This window comes from Anaeromicropila herbilytica, from assembly GCF_016591975.1.
Taxonomy (GTDB): domain Bacteria; phylum Bacillota; class Clostridia; order Lachnospirales; family Lachnospiraceae; genus Anaeromicropila; species Anaeromicropila herbilytica.
On record NZ_AP024169.1, the window covers coordinates 4,615,997 to 4,637,635 of the forward strand.

A 21,639-nucleotide genomic window follows, 5' to 3' on the forward strand; every position below is an offset into this window, starting at 1 on the left:
TTAAAACCTCACTTTCAAAATTTCTTCAATTTCTGTCAAAGTTAGTTCAGCGCACCATTGTCCCAATTTCTCTGCATTTTTTCCTAATTTCAAAACAGAATCAGCTTCCTTATTTCTTATTTTTAGTTCTATAGGAAAAAACTTATTTGTTTCAAACTCCAAAGAAACTAACCCTGCCTTTATAGCTTCACCAATTGACGCAATTGTGCTTTCCTTCATTCGTTCTATATCTTTATGGATACTACTTACTAAATCATTTTTTAATACTTCTGTCTTCATAAATTTATCTGACATGATCCGCATTCCTGATGATTTATTTGTAGATTGTATCTGTTGTGCAATATCTTCTTTCAAAATCATTGGCAACACAATGAACAATAGTTCAAAAGGAACACAGCCATCGTTTTTAGAATAGTATCCTAATATAAAATTCCAAAGAATATATGCCCCTAGCATAGGATTCCGAACATTATCGTATTCACTAATCATCTTTTTCATCCTCTTTTAATTTATTCTTGTAAATTGGATGCCAACCAATCTCCTCCATATCCGCAAGCTCATGATAACAACCATTTTTAAAAAATCTTGGTGTCACTAGAATCCCCATATTCACATCCTCATCTACACACATATTGTATAAATATTTTCCTCTTTTAGGTTCATCCCAAGTATCTTTATCTAATTCAACAATATTTCTTTTCGTTTTCCACCGACTTTTTAAATCTTCATAATACTGAGTAATAATCTCTTCGTTTACATCACCTTTCACTGCCCAAACAGTTCTATTTGCAACTGCTTTTAAGTAATCATTTATAGCCTCAATTTGATCATCATAATCTAATTCAATTAATTGCAACTGCCTTATGTATGTTTTATATTCTCTTTGTTGTAGTTCAATTTCAGTATTAGTCGGGTTTGGTGCCAGCTCAACCAAACATTTATTTTGATTAACCCATTTTTGAGTTAAAATCATTTCATTTTGAAATTCTTCTTTCGTAATTTGCATAGGATAATTATTTTCTATTTGCAATGCAGTTTTTTTATCAATCCAACCTAAGATTTTATCAAATACCAGTTCTTGAATATCTACTGGTAGATATGTCTTGGCTTTGAATTCCTGATATATTTTTTTTGTATGTCCCTCATCCATTACTACCAATTTAAATTTTTCGATTATACAGAGTGCATATTGTTTGTTTTCATCTGAAATAAAAGTCTCAACATACTGATTAATCGAAGCACTTTGCTGTATATAATTTTCTTCATTATCTAGAAATTCATTTTTTATATTTTCATAAGCAGTCAACGATTCCTCACTATTTCGTGCCATATTAATCAACGATACAATGTGTCCACTTTTATCAACATTTATCACAAGTGTAAATAGCGTATTATCCATTGATAATTCACCGACTTTGAGCGCAATTAGCCAATTATATAAGGTTTTCCATAAATCCGTAGCTTTATCTGATACAGGATTTCGGGCAGATAAAGCACTTTTGGTTTGAATAGCTTCTTTTCCATTTGCATTTTCTACCCCAACATCATCAAATTTCTCTACACTTACTGTACTTTCAATTTCGCAATTTAGCAATTCATATAGCATTTGCCGAACTTGTAAACCATATCCATATAATTTATCTGGTACATGTGTATTAGATATTTCGATATCTTTTTTTTCCTCCAAATATTCACCTCTTCTCACCTAAAAGTTTTATCCTATCTCTTATTTGTGAAATCCAACAAATAACAAACAATAATTTCTATTCCAATTATAGCCTTAGTCAAAATAGCTAAGCTTAGAGTAATTCTTTGACCTTTTTATATTATCTTTACAGTTCACTAAGCCATGCATATATGTTGAGATCTCTTTTTAAAACATTATTCATATATACAAAATCATCATTTGTTGGATAACATTTTGTATAATCAATTAATAGCTTGCATCTCTCTATTAATTCTGTTATTTTCCCCTTTTCCTTATCTAAAAGATTAACACTTGCAAGCCATAAAACAAATAAAACTTTTCGTGATATTCTTTCTCCAAAAAAATTACTATAATCGAATGTAGATGTTTTTTTATTTTTACTATAACCATTATCATATACATATAACTTTTCTATATCATCAAATAAAACATTTATATTTTCGTCTAAACCTACAGCGTCCTTCATTATTTTATTTTCTAAGATAATGCCCCAGTCATTCAATAATATCAAAAAATCATTCCAACAATTATAATGGTTATCATAATTATATATTTCTATTAGAAATTCAATTTTTTTCAATGAATCCATACTCGAATTAAAAATTGAAATCAATGAGTAACTAGGATAACTATTATAACTATAACAACTATTAATTTCTTTATCATATTCTTTGTAAAATTGACCTTTATCAATTGATTTTTCATAAGTATTAACATTAATTTTTACAAACAATTCGTTTTTCAGGTTTTCTTTAATCCATTTATATTCTTCAGCATCCTTCTTTTTAAAAATGAGTTCAAAAAGATATATAAAAAATTTGTTAGTAGTATTAAATTCGTATATACTTACTAATTCAAATATTTTGTAGAATAATTTTTTTTTCTCATCTCCATAACTAGATATATAATATAAATAAATCTCATTTGCCTTATCAAGATACTCCATTTCATTACTTGTACTTATAATATCCTTAATTTGAGAAACGATAAAATCAGTTGTTCCATTTATAACAGTTAATGTTTTTATATAAGCAATAAAATCCCATAAATCTTCAACTGTAGCACTCGTTATATTTCGCTGTTTATTATGAGCACAAACATTTCTATGATTTTTTTTTACTATAAATTCATCTCTTGTTTTTTTATCAAAACAAAAAATATTAAACTTGTCTTTATTTATAATAATTTTAAGTTTATTATCCCATTGATCTTCATTTTTTAAATCATTAATCTCTTTTTGCCATTGTTCGTTAGCAAATTTTTCTTTCTCGATGACAGAGCTATCACTTTTTTTCAAATCACATTCTAATTTATACTGTAAAGGAATACCTTTATATTCTATAACTAGATATCGAACATATTCTATATATGCAAGATATGAAAACATATATGCTGCTTTAAAAGCTCTATTGCAATAGCAAACCAACGATTCATTAAATAAGTCATTGTCCTCAAAATTATTATCTATAATCCATTTTTTAAATTCTTTTATCTCCATTCCATATCTCCCTCTATTAACATTATTTACTCAATATATACTTTTTGATTTATTGATTAGCTTTTCAGTACTCTTGACCTAATAAATATTTTGCAAAGCAACAATATATTTCTTTTATAAAAAATGCGATTACCAGTTATACTAATACACATTTTAGTGATTAATGCTCTTTACTGTAGTGACAGCTTTTTCAACACTCCATCACCTTTACTCGTAACAATATAGCGTCCTTTCGTATGAAGCATCTCAACATATCCACCGTCAATTAATTCTTTCAATATCTGATTCACCTTAAGCTTCCCACAGGGCACCAGATTAGCTATTTCTTGCTGATTCAATGGACAAATGCTCTTCCCATCGATTTGTAACTGATTTTCCTTTAGAATTACTAATATCTTAGTTTTTTCATTTACAAAGCCAAGTATTTCATTCATTTTTTAATCCTCATTTTTTAATGGTTTTATTTTAAAACCATTTTACCATAACCACTTTTGCAAAACAAACGATTTTTGAAGTTATGTGATAGCAAATTTTAATTAAAAAACAGCCTGTCACTAAGGATTTCCCCATAGCAACACGCCTACAAACTACCTACTTTTATTCCATTTCTTTTCCTACGTTCCATCAACCTGCTTCATCATCTTCGCTTCATAAATCTCCTGATACCCCTCGAACAATTCCGAACTTGACATCGTTTGATTCATTTTCCGCATAACCTCTTTATACCTTCCTGACTGTACTTTTTCCTTCCCACAAATATCGTGCACCTTCAAGCATCCACAGAATAGCTTTTAGCATATATTCATAGTCAAGCTGTAATTCCTGTATTTTTGCACTGGTTATCTGAATATCTTCTAATAAAATTTGTTCATTCAACTGATGAAGATTTTGTTGCATTTTCTGCAATTCCTCTACCAGTGCATAAACAGTTTCTTTCTTGCCAACAACACACACATGGTTATAAATACAAGAACGAACAAAATAATCTTTCTTCCTCATTCCACTTGCCTTAATCTTTGCTTCAATTTCTCTTCTCTGGTAATCAGAGATACGAAAACTGATTGTTGGATTCTTATGAACTCCTGACATTATTCCTCCCCCTCCTTATCTTTAATCACTAATGCATCATTTAACCTGTTTGCCATCTGCTTTTGCTCACTAGGAAACATATGAGCATAGCGAAAAGTAATATCCGAACTTTCATGCCCTACTCTGGAAGCAATGGCTACTGCTGTAAATCCCATGTTGATTAATAAGGATACGTGGGAATTGCGCAGATCGTGAATTCTGATTCTCTGCACTCCAGCTTTCTTATCCCCGCGATCCATTTCATGATGCAAATATGTTTTTGTAATATGGATAAATCTATCTTTCTTGGTAATTCCATATAAACGACTCATATAATCCTGTAATTCATCACGCAGGAAATCATGAATTACTACATCACGCTTACTCTTTGGAATATCAATATCTGCCAGAGTCAGTGCCAGTAGTTCTCCATTTGAAGACCATACCAATATAAAATCTGAAGCGCATAATACGAAACTGGCTTATCCTTTTGCTCAATAAATTTCAAATATCTTCTTTTGTCCAAAAGAGCATTTCGTCTGCTTTCCCTTTTCCCAATAGTCCCGTCTTCACCACAGGATTCTCTTTCAATTTATAAAATCGTACTGCATGATAAAAAATGCACTCAGCTCCGATTGAATGGTTTTCAGATAAGTAGGCTTAAATAATGCTCCCTGCGGATTTTGAATTTGATCATCTGATTCTACCATTGAATAATATCTGTCGGTTTGATATCCTTCACTTTCTTGTCCTTAAAATAAGAGAGTATTTTGCTGTTAATAACCGCTTCCTTCGTAATCCAAGTATTTTCCTTCAATTTGAGTTTCATATCTCTTGTATAAACTTCGACAAAATCATCAAAAGTCATTTCCAATTTACTTCTTTCTTCATACGAAAATGCTACTCCCACTCTAATGCTTCTCTTCTGGTCTTAAACCCACGCTTCAACTTTTGCTTGTTCTTTCCAGTCCAGTCATAACAATGTAACGAGACATACCATGTGCCTCGCTCCTCATCTTTATATGCTGCCATCCATTTCTCCTTTCCTTACACTGATACTGTCACTCCGTAAAACTTCTCTTCAAAATACTTAATTGCTACTTTGCCAAGAATGGTAATAAACCCTTTTGCGTCAAGCTCTTCATTCTTCTGTTTAATAAGCTTGTATTCATATGATTTTGAAATGGCAAGCATTTCAGCCATCTCTGCTGCTGTTATATAAATTGCTCCTTCCATATGTCCACCTCCTTTGTATAAAAATTTGCATTCTAAATAGGGAAATTGGGAACAACCACGGCCACTCTGTCCTCTGTTAATTGAAATTACTGTGGCTAGATTAGGTGCTATAACTCACGTTATAACTACCGTTTTCCATTTTCCTATTTAGAAAATCGTTGGCGTTCTGTGTATCCATAAGCTGTTGATGTTCCGATCAACCTCGGCTATGCGCCCCGGGCCTACTCTTGTGTGAGATATTCCCGCCAGTTCTGGGAGTGTCATCATCGCTCGCTTCCTTATCAGAGGTCTTGTCAAATGTCTGTTAACATATTGTATCGCTCATTCAGTTGTGTATTTATTCGCTTAAAAGCAATTTATTTTGTGTTGCCCATTATAGTTCGCTTTAATGCGAATATCAATAATATTTTCGCTTAAAAGCGAAAGCTATTATTTACTGTTTCTCTCTTATCAGATATAATAAGGACAATAAGGTTTCATTTTTATTAAATTTACAGTAAGGGAGGCAGACTATGACCATTGGTAAAAAAATAAAATTTGTACGAAAACTCAGAAAAATGACCCAACAGGAACTTGGAGTTGCTGTTGGCTTAGAAGAAAAAGGAGCGGCAAATCGCATTGCACAATACGAATGTGATTACAGAGTTCCTCAGAAAGATATGCTGATCGAAATGGCAAAAGCAATGGATATTAATCCCCTAAACTTTGTCAGTGAAGTCCCAGGAAGTGCTGAAGATATTATGCTAACTTTCTTCTGGCTGGATGAAGACAACCGTGGTGCGATTAATCTTTTCTCTCTTATCAGTAGTAATAAAAAAGAAAAAGCCACCACAAAGGCGGTTGCCCAATATGATGACAATGATGATTACTGGCCAGATGAACCACCAGTGGGTATGTGGTTTAATTATGGATTGGTTGATGAATTTATGAGAGAATGGATGTTTCGGAAGCAGGATCTGAAGAATAAAGAGATAACAGAAAATGAGTATTTGGAATGGAAATTGAATTGGCCGGATACTTGTGATGATTGTGGGAAGTTTAATGTTAATTTTAATAAAAACACAAATAAAGGAGATAGTCAATGTTAAATGATAAAATTATTAGTGATTTAAAAAAACTTATTGAAATTGCAAAAAATCAAAATAATAAGATAAATTCAAGTATAGTATTAATGAGTATCGATAAAAACAATGCTGATTTTTCTGAAATAGTAAACTATTTCTTGGAACATAATATTGAACTAATTAATGAAGATATTGAAGTTGATGAAGAAACAGCCGCTACCTTAGATCCAGAAAATATACGTCCATTTGATCCTACAAAAATAGATATAACCATGAAACCTTATACTATAGATCTTTTATGTAGGCGTATTAATAATAAAGAAATTGAACTTGATTCTTCTTTTCAACGAAAATCGGGATTATGGTCTGATATTCAAAAAAGTCAATTAATAGAATCACTATTATTAAGAATACCATTACCAGCTTTTTACTTTGATGCTACTTCTGAAGATAAATGGCTCATAATTGATGGACTTCAGCGTACTTCAGTATTTAAAGAGTTTATACTCGAAAAAAAATTCAAATTAAAAGGTTTGGAGTTTTTTACCGAATTAAATAATTGTACCTATGATTCCCTTCCTCGAATATTTCAAAGAAGAATAGAAGAAACTCAAATTAATATTTATTTAGTTAATCCCGGAACCCCAGAGAATGTTAAATTTAATATTTTTAAAAGAATAAATACTGGTGGTTTAGCTTTAACTACTCAAGAAATCAGAAATGCTTTGTATCAAGGAAATGCAACAGTTTTTTTAACAGAATGTTCCAATTTATCAATTTTCAAAGAAGCAACTGGTTACAGTATAAAAAGCGACAGAATGTTAGATAAAGAATTTGTTTTACGATATATAGCATTCTCATGCCTAGATACCACGAACTATAACGGTATTGTTGATGATTTTTTAAATGATGCAATGAAATATATTAATAATGCTTCTCCCGATACATTAATGAATATCAAAACTCAATTTATTCGATCTATGAAAATTAATCAACAGCTTTTTGAAAGACATGCATTCCGCAAAATGAGTTATGATGGAAGACGTAGACCAATTAATAAAGTTCTCTTTGAATTATGGAGCAGTCAACTTGGGAAGCTAACTGATAAAGACATAAAAATATTATGTAATAACAAAAATATTTTACTAAATAATTTTATCAATCTATGTGAAAGCAATTCATTTGCTAGCTTACTAAAAGCAAGCGATAAGTATGCTTTAAAATCTAGAATGCAAACGCTAAACAAACTAATTTTCGATATTATAGGAGGTAACGATGATTCAAACACTAGCGCTAAAGAATTTTAAATGTTTCGAAGATTTTGAACTATCATTAAGTAATTTAAATATATTATCTGGTATCAACGGAATGGGAAAATCAACAATAATACAATCCTTATTATTGTTACGCCAAAGTAGTGAAAACAATACATTAGATAGAGGATTATTACTAAATTCCACTTTAACTAATATCGGAATAGGTCAAGATTTAATGTATAAAGCTAGCAAAACTGATGAAATAAGTATATCTTTAAGTAACTTAGAAAATAATTATTCCTGGACTTATCAATATGATGAACTATCTGAATACTTAAAAATAAAAAATACCAATATAAAAGACTTTTCCTCTATAAATACAAACATCAATTTATTCGAAAATACATTTGACTATATTTCAGCTGAAAGAATTGGTCCAAGAAGATCGTATGGACGCTCTTACTATGACGTATATACCAATAATATCGTTGGTTCTAAAGGAGAATTAGCTGTACATTATTTATTAGAAATGGGGCGCAGTTTACATATTGCTTCCAACTTAAAACATCCTTCAGAAAAAAGTGATATTTTAGAATTACAGGTTAATGCATGGCTATCCGAAATAAGTCCAGGCCTTAAAATCCATTTAGAAGATTTTAAAAGTGCAAATTTAGTAGGTCTTAATTATTCTACTTCTATTGGTGAACTAAATTATGACATAAATGCTTGCAACATGGGATTTGGAGTCTCATTCATACTACCAATTGTTATCGCATTACTAAAATCTTCAAATGATACACTGTTAATTATAGAAAATCCAGAAGCACATATACATCCAAAAGGTCAGCGAATAATTGGTGAATTAATTGCAAAAGCGGCTTCAAATGGTGTACAAATAATATTAGAAACGCATAGTGATCATATTCTGAATGGAGTTAGATTAGCAGTAAAGAACAAACTTATTGCCTCTGAATTAGTTAAGCTAAATTTCTTTTATTTATCACAAAATGGTGTTCACTCTAACACCACTCCACAAATTCTATTTGATGGAAGTCTTTCTAGCTGGCCTGAAGGATTTTTTGATGAATGGGATAATGCAATAAATGAATTATTTTAGTGGAGGGGATTACAAATGATTTTAAATGAAGTTTCATTAACATATGAGCCTTTTTGTAAGACAATACAAGATGCTCATAATATAATGCAAATTTTTATAAACACTTATATTGAATATGAAAAAATCAATGGTGCAGAAGAATTTTTTTATACTTATGAATTTCACAATATTATATTTACCGACTCTTATACCATTCATAATTGGTTACAAGATAAATCAGTAGAAAAAAGGTATAAAGACAAATTTCGAAGTATAATAAATAGAGGTCATTTCGTCAATGCTCAAGATTATGTTGATAGTGAAGTATATATAAATTCAAATGACCTCAAAATAAAATCTGTTGGTTGTTTAATTGCTCATGAAAATAATTCATTTGTAGTTAGTTTTTGTTTTAATCCTCTATGGAATCATGCTTCGCTACCTGCAGAATACATTTATATTATTGATGATGATTTTAAAAATGAGAACATAAGTATACCAAATATTTCGGAGTTTAGTCATATTAATTTACTACCTGAAAAACTTCTTTTACCCCAAAATATCGTAATTTCTTCTCCACACGATTTATGGATAAATAGATATCTACTATTTCCAAATTTAATTTTATGCGATTGTGTTGAAAAGCAATTAGATTGTTTCAATGATAGTTTAAGACTATCTCAAGTAATTAAGCGACTTTCAATACTTGATAATTACTTTAAAAAATATGATGGAACGTTTGACAGAGAAGCTTTGGGGCACAATGCACGCGACGAATCTGAATCTGTAAAAACTTCAGCACATTTAAGCTCCTATCGATATTTTAAGGCTCCAGATGGAGATTATACATATTTTTACTGGCACATAAGTTTTGGAGGTCAATTTCCTGGACGAATTCATTTCCTTCCATCACCTTCATACAAAAAAGGTATTATTGGATACATTGGCAAGCATCTACCTACCAGCAAATTTAGTACTATATAGGTATCAAAAAGGTATCCACTCCAAAGAAAAGCCCCAAGAATCGCGTAAATACACCATTCTTGGGGCTTTGTTCTCTATTCAAACTCTTGCCGGGCATTTTACCACAGCTCGCCAAATGCTGATAAATGACGGTTCCTGGTATATCTATTCCATGAAATGTTACGCTTTTCGCATTATTTTTAATTCTTTTAGTAGCAGAATAGTAGCAGACTTTTAACTTCTAAAGATTGATATAATCTACTTTTTATTATTCACTAGGCAATTGTTCCTTGTGGCTTACGAGTCACAAGAACCATTGCTATTACAAAGAGAATTATCGCGACACTGTCGCGACTTTTTGAAAGGAGTTTGCTATGAGCAATCAACATAAAAACCCAACCATAAGTTTCCGTGTATCTGAATATGAACGAAAAGCTATTGAAGCACGTATCCTTGCCAGCGGTATGATGAAGAAGGATTACTTTGTTCGTTCTTGCATCTATAATCGAATCTGTGTTGTTGGCAAGAAAGAAACGATATATCCATTGGTTGAAGTCCTAAAAAAATTATATCTACAACTTTATTCCATGCATGCTGCTTTTACTAACGATACTGCGACTACGTTTCCAACCTCCGAGGAAATCTCGACACTTCAAACCGAATACGAGATTGCACTAAAAGCTATTATTGATATGCTTGATGGTGCCAAGTATCTCTGGGAAGGGAGAATGTCATGAATGACTTTAACTTTCAATTTGCTATGTACAATCCAATAACTGATACTGTAGAAGTTAATAATGGAACTGGTACTGCTCTCTTTATCCGTTGCAAAGATTTTAATTCGACTGTCATGTTTGATGATCCAAATGATGTTGTTTATTTGTATCATCTGGCTGAGGAACAGCCACTGGCATATGCTAAATTTGCATTATCTGATGATGGATTGCAGGAATATGTGGATGCTATGAATTGGTTTAATTATTGATTTAGTTACTTTGTAAACTGAACTGCATTTTCTCAGCTTATAATATTATTTTGTTTATCGCTCATTTTATCGCTCAGTTTATCAAGCAATAAAACGAGCGATATTTTAAGAGTTTCTCAGCACTATCTTTGAAGTCTACTTTTTATCTTTGATGAATCATAATTTAAAAAAGAAAATCAAATCACTTCATTTAAAAAGATAAACTATTTACAATTCTCATTATACCAATTATTCATAACAGTATTCACAAAATTTCCTTGATAGCGAGTAACTCCATCAACTTTTATTTCAGATAAAAAAGCTTTATTATCGTCAGAAAGATTGTTATATATTGTATATGTAAGAAGTATTGGTTTTATACCATCACGCCCAGCACTATTTGCCAGATGACATGCATCATTCACAACATCACCCATCCAAATTACATCATTAATTTCACTTCCAGAATATCCTGCTTTTATCATTAAAGCTCGTCCATAGTTAGCACCTATACCAACTTCAATTTTTCCATATTTCTTCTTATCGTATTTATAATTAAGAATTTTGACTAAAGAATTTAACTTTCCTATAACAGTAAAAACAGTTGCTATATCGGATTTACTTGGTGTTTCAAATACACCCCATACACAATCACCATTAATGTTCACCTCTTTACAGATATCTTTTTCATTCATAATCGCAACGCATTCTGATAAAAAGCTTCGATACTTCTTTGCCAACGTTGGTCTTTTATTTTCGTCCGTCATATCTGATGAACCCACAATATCAATAAAAACCGATGTGACGTACATATAGTAACCATTGGTAAATGTAAGTTCCTCTCTTGACGGTATTTCTTTTACATCCTCGTAATTATCATTACTTGCATCCAGAATATCATCAATTCTTTCTGCACTTTTTTCTACGTCGTATGTAATTGAGTGATTTGCTTCCATAATATCTCCCTAAATAATATTAAATACTACTGCTCCAAAACATAATGCTGTAGCAATGATTAACCAGAATATTCCTGCATTATAAAATTTCATTTTCTTTGTACAAATTTCTGCATTAGTATGTACCTGTTCCAACAAATCCTTTGTTAATTCTTTTTTATCCATATTCATTGTTTTTGACTTAAAATCATTTAGATCTATTGACGCTATTGTTCCAAAGAACATAACTGATTTTTTTCCTGACTTATTTTTTGTTCTTGCTTTTATTGCCAAAAACATAAACATAATCGATAAAAAACTTGCAGTATATAATGCAATCACCCAGATAGCCTTAACAACCATACAAGTTGTGACTTTATCTTCTCTTAATATTTCTGATAATACAGCAGGTGATCCGTTAACAAATATAAATCCAATAAGAGCAGCAACAAAAGCTAATGCAAAAGATGTTTTTGCGTCTACATTATTAATCCAGCTGTTGATCAAATCCAAGGTATGATATGCATCATCCTTTGTGTACTTTTCATCATCCATAATATTTATTCACCTCATCATAGTATGTTTGAAAACTTTCTTTATCAACATTTATGTCACTTTCCATTCGTCGATTTATATCGTATCTCAAATCCCAAATCAAATTATTTTCTTTAGCCCATTTTAAAGTATTGGTTTGGGTATTCACCCAACTTGCTTCATTTGCCATAAAGCTGAGCTCATGAAAAGCATTTTTGTACATTCCAATCCTATCGTATATTGGTGAGAGACAATATGATATTCCTTTTCGTATTTCAGATTCTGATTTACCAAGATTTTTACCAAGTCTATAATAATTTTCAATAATAAATATCCAGTAATCAGTATCTTCTTTTTTTACTATATGGTCATTATTAAACGCTTCATGTATAATATCGTATAAACTGTTATAAGCATCCCATTGAATACTTCTTATTTCTTCTTTTTCTTTCTTGAGTTTTTCCTCTTTAATTGTAAGCTCTTTCTCTTTATTAAAAAGTTTATTCTGTAATTCTTCTATAGCCTTTATTCCATCTGAAATCTGCTCTGCATTATCCTGACGACTTACATTGTCTTCTTCAATTTTTACAACAGCTCCCAGTTCTTTTGCATAATCAAGATAAAAGTCTTTTATTGAATATCCTTTATATGGTTTCTTCCCTTTGTACTTAGTTACTTTCGACCATGAATCTACTTTTAATTCAGATGCCAGCCCTTTATAGGAATTTTCAGATATAAATATTTCTCCACCATCTGTAAGATCTGAATACTTACTTGCATAATTAGTTGCATTACCTACCCAAACGAAACTAATTTCATTTTCCTTTGTATTGTCACTCTCAACTCCGTACATTCCAGCTTTTGTAACAAGAATTTTTCCATAGTCAATTCCTATTCCACATTCAATTACTTTTCCGTTTACATTATTTTTCAAATGTATATTCAAACTATAATCAAGTAACGTCTGCATACATCTTGCAGCATTAACTGCTTTATTTGTTCCTGTTTCAGCAATATTTCCATTGGCATCATAGGTATCTTTAAAAATACCCATAATTCTATCTCCCATAAATTGCCTTGTAACCCCATCATTCTTACGAACACAATCAACTGCCATACGCATAAATGATCGATATATCTTTACCATACTCTTAGAATTACTATTCTCTGTCAAATATGTCGATTTTCTAATATCAATAAACAGTATTGCCGCCATCATTGAATATGTTTTATTATTATCCTCCATATCATCTAAAACAGGTGGAAACTGTAATTTATCTTCAATAACTGAAACCTCTTGTTCTGTTATGGTCTTAAGCCTTTGATCAATCGTTTCGAACTCCGCTTGTGTTATCAACAAATATCTCCTCCCTCAATTTATTTTCAATACCTATTCTAATGTTTTACTATCACTACTTTTATATCATCTCCAGCATTTTCAATATCCCTTCTAAATTCCACCTCATCCCTTATAACCCCTAAGTCATATACGACAAACATCTGTCTTTCATAATTTTTGCCATAGGCTGTTATATCAGCATTAATCTCTTCAATTATGCGTGATTTTTTCCCATCACGAAGAAGTTTTACCTCAATACATAAATTCAATTTAGGAACTATAAAATCAGGAATATATTCTTTTCCTGAAAATTCAAACTTTCCACACTCTCTATCATAATCAATTCCTTTAATCCAGCCTCTTCCTACAAATAAATTTTCAATTGCATTCTGTACTAATATTTCCTTATCTGGTTTATCAAAAACCACTGCTCTTAATTTTGTTTTCAGGAAATTATCAAGATTAGTAAATTCATCATCTGCAAAATCTGTTTCAACCTCTAAATATGACAATACAAATCCTATATTTAATAATACCGATTCAACAATTTGACGTTGTATTGGCCATAAACTGTCCCCCCACCCCGGCATTTGCTCAACATCAAATGTTACAAATGTTCTTGAATCAATCTCTAATACATCAGTAACGTTTTTAGCTAACCCATTATATTGAACTGCATACATTTTAAATGATGAAAATCTTCCAGATTCCATTGTTGAGGTATCATTCAATGTTCTCTCAACAGAATTTTTTAATGTTTTACATTGAGAAATTAGCATTTTAATATAATTGCTTTTTTCTATATTCATTCATACACCTCACGCCTTCTTTTTCTTTTCTCTTCATAAACAACTACTCCACCTTACAATATGTTCCCGACATTTCTGTCGGGAACATATTGTAATTACATCCATTTGTTTTCTAGATTTAGCTGTCTAATTTCGGTCCGTAATGAATAATAAACTACAATTTCTTGTAACATCTTCCTTTAGTCACACCATTATCAATGATTTTTCCGCCTGCAACCAATGCTCTCAACAATTCTTTTGTTCTTGTTTCTTTAACACCAAGAACCTCCACTAAATCGCTAGCTTTATACCACGTATCTAATCTCATAAATGTAAGTATCTGTTCATATTGCTCTTGTGTATTTTTCGTCACTTTTTTTCTGTCGCTTTTTTCTGTCGCCTTCTTTCTGTCGCTTTTTTCTGTCGCTTTCTTCGCTTGTTTTTTTCTAAATTCAAGCGTTAAAATCATTCTATCAGGATCAAATTGTTCCTCAATCGCTGGTTCAATCCATCCTTCATCTTCCCATACGTTAAAAATATTTGGAACTCCGCTTCCTGCACGTTCACCGATATTTATTAAATTGAACATCTTCATAAGAGTTTTATTACGAGGATCTGATACTCCACCTTTTCGCATTTGGTCTTTGCCTGTCCTGCTATAACCCGGATTTTCCATAATTATCTTATCTGGCTCTTTTCGAATAACTACACCTCTGACACCGTAAAAATCTGTATTTATAAGACAGTTTGCAAGTGCTTCTCTCAAAGCTTCATGCACTGGAGTGTCATCGATACGATCTCCTCCCTTAGTTTTAAACGGTACTTTTATATCCTTGGTAATTTTGTTATATACCCTAAAGTAAAAATCGCATATATTACCTGACCATTCACCAGAACTTGACTGTAATCTATCTGTCCAACGAATCGTAGGGTCGAGTACTTCTCTATAATCTAAAAAATATTCTGGGAAATGTCGCACAATGTTATACTCGTTTCCGAACATCAGCATACCTGCTGCTGTTGGATGCAGCTGTTTATCCACATCAGATATGGCTGCTGCACCAATGCTGCGAAGATACTCTGTATCATCTAATCTTTCAAATGGATGTCCAGCTTTTAATGTTCTATGGCGATTTCTGTATCCCTGAATTGTTTCTTTATTCAAATCTTCCATCAACGCATCATCTAAGACTTCCATATCCATTGTGTTATCTGTCTGGTCACGCAACATGGCTTTTACTTGAAGTCTTGTGCAATGATAATCACCTGAATGATCCCTTCTGAAAGTTCCGCCAAACATATTGTTATTAATAAATACAGGCTTTTGTTCACGTTTTGCCATTGGAACATAAATCACGATAATTAAATCTTCTCCGACTTCGTATACCTCCACATCATTTTCAGATAAGAGATTGATATTCACCTTCTGGCTGTTATGGATTAAATTCCAGAAATTATCCAATAGCTTCTCTTTATCAGCTGCTTTTAACCCTGTCGTTTTCCAACTTTTATCATCCAGTTCTTTAATGCCCAGAATGATTACTCCACCATAAGTATTTGCAAATGACGAATAAGACTCCCAGAGTGCAAGTGGAAGACCACCATTTGCTTTCTTTACCTCTCGGCGATTATCTTCCTTGTATGAATCAAACTTTGAAATGTCAAATAATTTACTCAATTTGTTCACCTACCTTTTCGCTTTACTATTTTAAATCCTGTTCTTGCTGAAAATATCTTTGCATCATTTGATATTTCATTATTTGTAAAACTTGACAGTATTTTCTTTTGAGATTCGCCAGTCCAATATATTTTCAAGTTTTTCTTTGCACGTGTTATTGCTGTATAGAATATATTGTGTGAAATGAGCTCATCAACTTCTTTTGTAATAATTATTTTGACAGAATCATATTCTAGACCCTGAGCTTTATGAATAGAAACAGCATAAGCAATCTGAAATGGGACATTCGTTTCAGCATCGCCATCGTCATTATCGTCATCCCCTGCCTTACTTTTCCTAACCTCAAATCTAACAACTGATTTCCCTGTTGAGCGCTTTGGCAATAATTCCAGACCTGTTCCCGCAACTTGTATACCATTCAAAGTTTTATCGATTTCAATTGAGAAATATATTTTTTCTTCTTCCTCTTCAATGTCAACAATCTTACCTTTAAGATTATTATACAAAACAGATCCGAACCTTGTGGAATCCGTAAATAAAACGGGGTCATTAACCTTATATAACCATACCCCCAATGCCACAGCTTTATTTACATTTGTATTTTGAAAGAATCGATTCATATTGTTTATTCCATATAATCCATCATAATTAAGGCACAAAACAATTTCATCTTCTGATTCCGGTTCAAATACTGACTCTTCAAAGTCAGAAGTGTATCCACAATATGATAGCCATTCAGTTATATCATCCTGATAATTACGCACTCTATTCCACAATTCCAATAAATATTTATCATCAGTTCTATATGGCTTATTAAGTTCATATTGGGAATTTAACGGGATAAAATATCTGGCCAAATTAAACCAATTACCAAATTGAATAGCTTCAATCTGATATATATCCCCAACTAAAACAAGCAATTCGAAATTCCCCTTATTTATTATTTCCAACATGTCTCGATTACTTACCATACTGCATTCATCAACAAATAAAATATCAATCTTTTTAAATGATGGATATGAATATATAAAACTTTTTATAGTCATATACTCTGCTGTGTTATTTTTTACTCTTCTACGTAGATTTTCAACAGCGGGATGTGTATTGGATATAAAAACTTTTGAACTATCTTCCCAGAATTGAGAGATATGTTTTATAAGTGTTGACTTTCCTGTTCCTGCAGCACCATAAATCATAGCAACTTTTGTTTGCTCAAACATCCTTTCTAAGATATTCTTCTTCTCTTCACAGTCTATAGCCAAAGGATTGTCCATCAACCAATCTTCAACAGAGGCTCTATAATCTTCAACACCATCAGTTGATAATGATATCAAAAATTCTATTATACTTTTTACATCATTCTCGTATCCTCTTATATAAAGATTTTTACCTAATTTTTCTATTCTTCGGTTCTGATGCTTTTTATATAAACTTCCATTATATCGTTCGACAAGAACATCTATATTTTGAAATTCTGATAGTTCTTCATCCTTAGTATATAAAGTTCCATATATATCAGAATTATTCCCTATTCTATGGGCTAATAATTCATGCTCTCGCCCTCTAACATTAATACAATCTAACAAATCATATATAGAAGGATTATGATTACATAGACCAGAATTAAAGGGCATTTCATCAAATGGAATTGACTTGTTGTCTAGATAAAGTCCCTTCATTTTGTAATTTTCTTCATTATCATATTGTTGTTTGATGATTTTATTGTTTAATCCATATAATAAATAACGAATAACATTACTTCCTGATTTGTTTCTAATAATCCACTCTCTCGTTTTGTCAAAAACACCAGACAATAATGTAACAGTTGCTCTGCTAGTGATTTTTTCCTTAAACTGATTATAGTAATTATCAGAGAAAGATAGAATTTCCACCAAATTCGATCCCGTTTTTGCAATATAGTTCATTAAACCTATATACTCAGAATGCTTACTATTAATGGATATTTTTAAGCCAACTACTTTTGCAAAATTATTCAGTTCGCAAGGACGAATGGACGTATTCCAAGCTGTAACTATTTTTACAGGCATAAATTTGCCACTAATCTCTATAATATCCTCAGATAATCCAACTTTCACTGCATAATTTGTGTATATCTTATATTTTGAAAAAACAACTAATCTATTAAATTTACTTGATTCATCATTGGCAGGAATTAATGTAATCTCATAATAAACATGTTGGTTCACGAAAAACGCCTTAACTTTTTGTATGTAGAATCTTTCACTTCTTCTTTCATAATCTCCTGCATATCTTGGAAGTTCTAATTTTTCTGCTATCTTCTCATAATACTCTTGTAAAGTTTTATCCTGATCAAGTGGAAACTTATCTATATTATGAAGAATTTCCATATCATATCTTTGCATAATAAAGTCTTTAATCTGCAATAAATATTCATAATACTTCAGCATAAGACGCTCTGCACCATTCGCATCTTGTGTATAATGAGACATAGCTTGCTGTAACAAATCGTGAAATTTTCGAAGAAAATAAAAGCGTTGATCCGTCTTTAATTCTTCAATAGCTATTGGTATATTCTCATAATCAACATGAGAATCATGCGTTTCTGCATAAATTTTAACAGCTATATGTTCTACTAAGTCTCTCAAATGCTTAATAATTGCATCTGACATTCTTCCCCTTGATGTAAGTTCAATCAAATCAATATATTCGCAAATCGCATCATCTATATCTTTTATTTTGTCTTCAATACTTTTCAATTCGTCACCCTAACCATCTATTCCACCGTAGCTTGTCCATTCATCAACATTGGTAATAACCAGTCTCTTAGATCTGATAGTACTTGATTCTCTCGTGTTTTCTCTGAAATCATATTAAGCATTGGCTTTACCACTTCATTAAAAGATTTTACCTCTGCTACATTTGGAATATAAATAGAACGTTCTCTTAACAGCTCTTTTTGTAAATGTTTTAAACCAGTACCCTGAAAAAATTTCTTATTTAGCTCCTCTTTTATTGAGTTTAGCAATAAATAAAGATAATCAGACAAATCTTTTTTTGCGCTTATACTCCATGTATCTGTAGAATATGCGGCTTTACCAACATAAAATTTAACGTCGGCGTTTCCGCCTGTATTTAGAAAACAATTTCTTCCATCAACAAGTGCTTCATCCCACTCAAGAATTGCTTCTCCACTTGTAAAGAAAGGATAATCTCCATTTGACGCTTTTGCTTCACCAACTTGAATATGTGATTTATCATTTTCCAAAAGTAAATCGCTTATTTTACCATTAGTTTTTTTTCTAAAAAACCAGTGCATATAAATATCAGTTGCTTGCATAAGTAATAATCTAGTTATTTTGATATTGTTTTCTATTTTTTTATCTATAGTCGTTAAAAGATTTTCAATTTTATTTTGATCCTGAATATCCGTATGCATGAACAAAAGCAAATCTCTTACTTCATCTTTTGTAATTGTTTTAGTACTTGTACCATGTGCAAAGCTTTTTATATATGTTTCTGAATTTTTCATACAATAGTACATATACCTTTGATTTACTTTTTGATTGAATCTTATTAAAAAAAGATTCATTCCACAAGATACTGGTTGATCTAAATTTGGCATAATATAGATGCTTCCAGGATTTGCTATTTTGTTTGTTAATATATCATTGGGATAAACTTTACTCTTAGATAAATGCTCATATGCATGTTTATCTACATATACTAAGTCATCATGAAAATCATTTCTTTCAAAATTTAATGTTCTGATCATTATTGCATAATCTTTCTCTTGTCGGAGCGTTACATTATCCTTTAAACTTTCATAAGAGCCGTTAGCATGGTAATCAGTCAATGTATCAATATAATCACCTATTCTTAGTCTTGATATTTTACTCATACTTCACCCTCTCTAGTTTTGCAAGAATTTCATTCTGAAGCTTATTATCTTCTTCAAATTGCTTGAATAGTAGCTTGGAGTAATCATCCATTCTTTTATTAAATTCATCTGCTGTTAAATCTATATAATCGATTTTAACATCAAAATACTGCCCAGCTGAAAGTGAATATTTTTTAGTAACTATCTCATCATGTGTTTTAACCACTGAAAAATCATCTATTTCTCTTTTATTTGAAAATGTGTCTATAATTTGATCTATTTCATTAGGTCGCAAACGACATTTTTTATTATTACCATCTTGATAATCTTCACCCATATTAGAAGCGTCAATCATTACAACCTTATCCGTACTTCTTGATTTGTCGAAAAATAACACAGAGACATTTGTACCCGTATTTGCAAACACATTTGACGGCATACTAATACAGCCATAAATGATTTTATTATCAACTATATGCTTCAATATTTGATTTTCAATACCTGATTTTGCTGTTAAAAATCCTGTTGGAATAACTATTGCACCTTTTCCATTATCTTTTAAAGAATTTATTACATGTTGCATAAACAATGTATAAATAGCCATTCTTGGCTTTTGTGGATCTAATTTAGCTGGAATCTTAGGAATACCTGCCCAAAATCTTGCTGGCATTCCTGCTAATGTTTCTCTTGTTTCTGGAAAATCTAACTTAAATGGTGGATTAGAAACTACATAATCAAATTGTCGTAATGATTGACCATCATCGCTTTTATGATATGGTTCAGTAAGCGTATCTCCTTGTATTGCGTGATCAAGCGATGTAACTAGCCCGTTTAAAATAAGATTTAATTTAAGCATCTTATTACTTCTTTGTGATATATCCTGCGCAAAAATTGTACATCGATCTTCTCCAATTTGATGACTGAGTGCCATTAACAATGTACCCGTACCAGCGGATGGATCATAACATTCTATACTGTGTAAATCATTGCTGTCCCCAACCAACAACCGAGCCATAATTGTTGCAATAGAATGTGGGGTGTAATATTCAGCATATTTACCACCACCTGCGGTGTTGTAGTCTTTTATTAAATATTCAAAAATATCCGCAAAAAAGTCATATTGCTCATCAAAAGCCTCTTCAAAGGAAAATGTTACTAACTTGTCTATTAAAGCTCGTGCAAATGGTGTTCTTTGAGCATCATCTGTCACATAATTTGTAAGCTTTTCAAAAAGTGCTATATTAGTATTCAATGTTGTTTTTGTAGCAAATATCTCCGAGTTGATATCTGCAATGTCTGTCATCGCACTATCAAAAATTAAGTCAAAATCCCCTTTTGCTTGCTGATTCCATAGATTTGAAATCAAATGTTGTGGATATAATCTCGGAATATCAGCAGATAGTTCATCTAAAATATCTAACCTATCATCTTCTGACATTTCAGCATATGCTATTTCCCACTTTTCTGCCTCCGCTAATTTAGAACTAATTCGTTTTAAAGCATGTCCAAATTTATCATTTATAAATTTGTACAAAAATACCTGTGTAATTATTTTATATTCATTTCCGTCATTACCCATTCCATAGGTTTGACAAGTTGATTTTAATGCATCGATAAGCTCGATGGTTTTTTCTTTAATAGCCATAATTCCTC

At 31.4% G+C, this 21,639-nt stretch carries 20 protein-coding genes and 1 pseudogene; 6 read left to right on the forward strand and 15 right to left on the reverse strand.

All coding sequences use genetic code 11. From position 1 onward, the window contains the following. The 7 genes and pseudogenes from bsdtb5_RS19580 to bsdtb5_RS19610 all read right to left on the reverse strand — a co-directional run bounded on the left by bsdtb5_RS19580 (position 1) and on the right by bsdtb5_RS19610 (position 5,510). On the reverse strand, positions 1 to 489 hold the full coding sequence (locus tag bsdtb5_RS19580; protein WP_271713638.1) for a three component ABC system middle component: 489 nt from the start codon (positions 487 to 489) through the stop codon (positions 1 to 3). After that, on the reverse strand, positions 482 to 1,687 hold the full coding sequence (locus tag bsdtb5_RS19585) for an ABC-three component system protein (RefSeq protein WP_271713639.1): 1,206 nt from the start codon (positions 1,685 to 1,687) through the stop codon (positions 482 to 484). Before bsdtb5_RS19585 ends, bsdtb5_RS19580 begins: the two co-directional genes overlap by 8 nt. A 145-nt stretch (positions 1,688 to 1,832) precedes the next feature. Continuing rightward, on the reverse strand, positions 1,833 to 3,206 hold the full coding sequence (locus tag bsdtb5_RS19590; RefSeq protein ID WP_271713640.1) for a hypothetical protein: 1,374 nt from the start codon (positions 3,204 to 3,206) through the stop codon (positions 1,833 to 1,835). Between the two features lie 170 nt (positions 3,207 to 3,376). Then, a complete protein-coding gene (locus bsdtb5_RS19595) occupies positions 3,377 to 3,640 on the reverse strand; it encodes a hypothetical protein (protein ID WP_271713641.1) in 264 nt (87 codons plus the stop codon). Between the two features lie 286 nt (positions 3,641 to 3,926). Beyond that, positions 3,927 to 4,295 carry a plasmid mobilization protein gene (locus tag bsdtb5_RS19600; protein ID WP_271713642.1) on the reverse strand — a complete coding sequence of 123 codons (369 nt, stop codon included), beginning with the start codon at positions 4,293 to 4,295 and terminating at the stop codon, positions 3,927 to 3,929. After that, positions 4,295 to 5,306: pseudogene (locus tag bsdtb5_RS21895) on the reverse strand (site-specific integrase). The gene bsdtb5_RS19600 and the pseudogene bsdtb5_RS21895 overlap by 1 nt, the downstream one beginning before the upstream one ends. 15 nt (positions 5,307 to 5,321) lie before the next feature. Beyond that, a complete protein-coding gene (locus bsdtb5_RS19610; RefSeq protein WP_271713643.1) occupies positions 5,322 to 5,510 on the reverse strand; it encodes a DNA-binding protein in 189 nt (62 codons plus the stop codon). A gap of 512 nt (positions 5,511 to 6,022) precedes the next feature. Between bsdtb5_RS19610 and bsdtb5_RS19615 the strand changes: the two genes are divergently transcribed. The 6 genes from bsdtb5_RS19615 (at position 6,023) to bsdtb5_RS19640 (ending at position 10,874) form a co-directional block, all read left to right on the forward strand. Then, on the forward strand, positions 6,023 to 6,598 hold the full coding sequence (locus bsdtb5_RS19615) for a helix-turn-helix domain-containing protein (protein ID WP_271713644.1): 576 nt from the start codon (positions 6,023 to 6,025) through the stop codon (positions 6,596 to 6,598). Continuing rightward, the gene (locus bsdtb5_RS19620) at positions 6,592 to 7,881 is read left to right on the forward strand and encodes a DUF262 domain-containing protein (protein WP_271713645.1); all 1,290 of its coding nucleotides are present in this window, start codon (positions 6,592 to 6,594) and stop codon (positions 7,879 to 7,881) included. The genes bsdtb5_RS19615 and bsdtb5_RS19620 overlap by 7 nt, the downstream gene beginning before the upstream one ends. After that, complete coding sequence (locus bsdtb5_RS19625) at positions 7,850 to 8,947, forward strand: DUF3696 domain-containing protein (protein WP_271713646.1); 1,098 nt, start codon at positions 7,850 to 7,852, stop codon at positions 8,945 to 8,947. Before bsdtb5_RS19620 ends, bsdtb5_RS19625 begins: the two co-directional genes overlap by 32 nt. 15 nt (positions 8,948 to 8,962) lie before the next feature. Beyond that, entirely contained in the window at positions 8,963 to 9,910 is a 948-nt protein-coding gene (locus tag bsdtb5_RS19630; protein WP_271713647.1) for a hypothetical protein, read from the forward strand. Positions 9,911 to 10,263: 353 nt separating this feature from the next. Next, entirely contained in the window at positions 10,264 to 10,626 is a 363-nt protein-coding gene (locus tag bsdtb5_RS19635) for a plasmid mobilization protein (RefSeq protein WP_271713648.1), read from the forward strand. Next, complete coding sequence (locus bsdtb5_RS19640; protein WP_271713649.1) at positions 10,623 to 10,874, forward strand: hypothetical protein; 252 nt, start codon at positions 10,623 to 10,625, stop codon at positions 10,872 to 10,874. The genes bsdtb5_RS19635 and bsdtb5_RS19640 overlap by 4 nt, the downstream gene beginning before the upstream one ends. A 203-nt stretch (positions 10,875 to 11,077) precedes the next feature. On the opposite strand, the gene bsdtb5_RS19645 is transcribed toward bsdtb5_RS19640, so the two are convergent. The 8 genes from bsdtb5_RS19645 to bsdtb5_RS19680 form a co-directional block, all read right to left on the reverse strand. After that, positions 11,078 to 11,809, reverse strand: coding sequence for an adenylate/guanylate cyclase domain-containing protein (locus bsdtb5_RS19645; protein WP_271713650.1), 732 nt, complete (start codon positions 11,807 to 11,809; stop codon positions 11,078 to 11,080). 9 nt (positions 11,810 to 11,818) lie between these two features. Beyond that, positions 11,819 to 12,343, reverse strand: coding sequence for a Pycsar system effector family protein (locus tag bsdtb5_RS19650; protein WP_271713651.1), 525 nt, complete (start codon positions 12,341 to 12,343; stop codon positions 11,819 to 11,821). Beyond that, positions 12,336 to 13,682, reverse strand: a complete 1,347-nt coding sequence (locus bsdtb5_RS19655) for an adenylate/guanylate cyclase domain-containing protein (protein WP_271713652.1) — start codon at positions 13,680 to 13,682, stop codon at positions 12,336 to 12,338. The genes bsdtb5_RS19650 and bsdtb5_RS19655 overlap by 8 nt, the downstream gene beginning before the upstream one ends. 35 nt (positions 13,683 to 13,717) lie before the next feature. Beyond that, positions 13,718 to 14,470 carry a PD-(D/E)XK nuclease domain-containing protein gene (locus bsdtb5_RS19660; RefSeq protein WP_271713653.1) on the reverse strand — a complete coding sequence of 251 codons (753 nt, stop codon included), beginning with the start codon at positions 14,468 to 14,470 and terminating at the stop codon, positions 13,718 to 13,720. A gap of 154 nt (positions 14,471 to 14,624) precedes the next feature. Then, complete coding sequence (locus bsdtb5_RS19665) at positions 14,625 to 16,127, reverse strand: ATP-binding protein (RefSeq protein WP_271713654.1); 1,503 nt, start codon at positions 16,125 to 16,127, stop codon at positions 14,625 to 14,627. 5 nt (positions 16,128 to 16,132) lie between these two features. After that, a complete protein-coding gene (locus bsdtb5_RS19670; protein ID WP_271713655.1) occupies positions 16,133 to 18,865 on the reverse strand; it encodes an ATP-dependent DNA helicase in 2,733 nt (910 codons plus the stop codon). Positions 18,866 to 18,882: 17 nt separating this feature from the next. Then, positions 18,883 to 20,007, reverse strand: coding sequence for a restriction endonuclease subunit S (locus tag bsdtb5_RS19675; protein WP_271713656.1), 1,125 nt, complete (start codon positions 20,005 to 20,007; stop codon positions 18,883 to 18,885). Next, complete coding sequence (locus tag bsdtb5_RS19680) at positions 20,000 to 21,631, reverse strand: HsdM family class I SAM-dependent methyltransferase (protein WP_271713657.1); 1,632 nt, start codon at positions 21,629 to 21,631, stop codon at positions 20,000 to 20,002. Before bsdtb5_RS19680 ends, bsdtb5_RS19675 begins: the two co-directional genes overlap by 8 nt. Positions 21,632 to 21,639 lie beyond the last annotated feature (8 nt).

Excerpts from the sequence above, each read along its gene's own strand:
- bsdtb5_RS19580 (WP_271713638.1), bottom strand. The coding sequence starts at position 489 with ATGATTAGTGAATACGATAATGTTCGGAATCCTATGCTAGGGGCATAT.
- bsdtb5_RS19590 (WP_271713640.1), bottom strand. The coding sequence starts at position 3,206 with ATGGAGATAAAAGAATTTAAAAAATGGATTATAGATAATAATTTTGAG.
- bsdtb5_RS19595 (WP_271713641.1), bottom strand. The coding sequence starts at position 3,640 with ATGAATGAAATACTTGGCTTTGTAAATGAAAAAACTAAGATATTAGTA.
- bsdtb5_RS19600 (WP_271713642.1), bottom strand. The coding sequence starts at position 4,295 with ATGTCAGGAGTTCATAAGAATCCAACAATCAGTTTTCGTATCTCTGAT.
- bsdtb5_RS19610 (WP_271713643.1), bottom strand. The coding sequence starts at position 5,510 with ATGGAAGGAGCAATTTATATAACAGCAGCAGAGATGGCTGAAATGCTT.
- bsdtb5_RS19615 (WP_271713644.1), top strand. The coding sequence starts at position 6,023 with ATGACCATTGGTAAAAAAATAAAATTTGTACGAAAACTCAGAAAAATG.
- bsdtb5_RS19620 (WP_271713645.1), top strand. The coding sequence starts at position 6,592 with ATGTTAAATGATAAAATTATTAGTGATTTAAAAAAACTTATTGAAATT.
- bsdtb5_RS19625 (WP_271713646.1), top strand. The coding sequence starts at position 7,850 with ATGATTCAAACACTAGCGCTAAAGAATTTTAAATGTTTCGAAGATTTT.
- bsdtb5_RS19630 (WP_271713647.1), top strand. The coding sequence starts at position 8,963 with ATGATTTTAAATGAAGTTTCATTAACATATGAGCCTTTTTGTAAGACA.
- bsdtb5_RS19635 (WP_271713648.1), top strand. The coding sequence starts at position 10,264 with ATGAGCAATCAACATAAAAACCCAACCATAAGTTTCCGTGTATCTGAA.
- bsdtb5_RS19640 (WP_271713649.1), top strand. The coding sequence starts at position 10,623 with ATGAATGACTTTAACTTTCAATTTGCTATGTACAATCCAATAACTGAT.
- bsdtb5_RS19645 (WP_271713650.1), bottom strand. The coding sequence starts at position 11,809 with ATGGAAGCAAATCACTCAATTACATACGACGTAGAAAAAAGTGCAGAA.
- bsdtb5_RS19650 (WP_271713651.1), bottom strand. The coding sequence starts at position 12,343 with ATGGATGATGAAAAGTACACAAAGGATGATGCATATCATACCTTGGAT.
- bsdtb5_RS19660 (WP_271713653.1), bottom strand. The coding sequence starts at position 14,470 with ATGAATATAGAAAAAAGCAATTATATTAAAATGCTAATTTCTCAATGT.
- bsdtb5_RS19675 (WP_271713656.1), bottom strand. The coding sequence starts at position 20,007 with ATGAGTAAAATATCAAGACTAAGAATAGGTGATTATATTGATACATTG.
- bsdtb5_RS19680 (WP_271713657.1), bottom strand. The coding sequence starts at position 21,631 with ATGGCTATTAAAGAAAAAACCATCGAGCTTATCGATGCATTAAAATCA.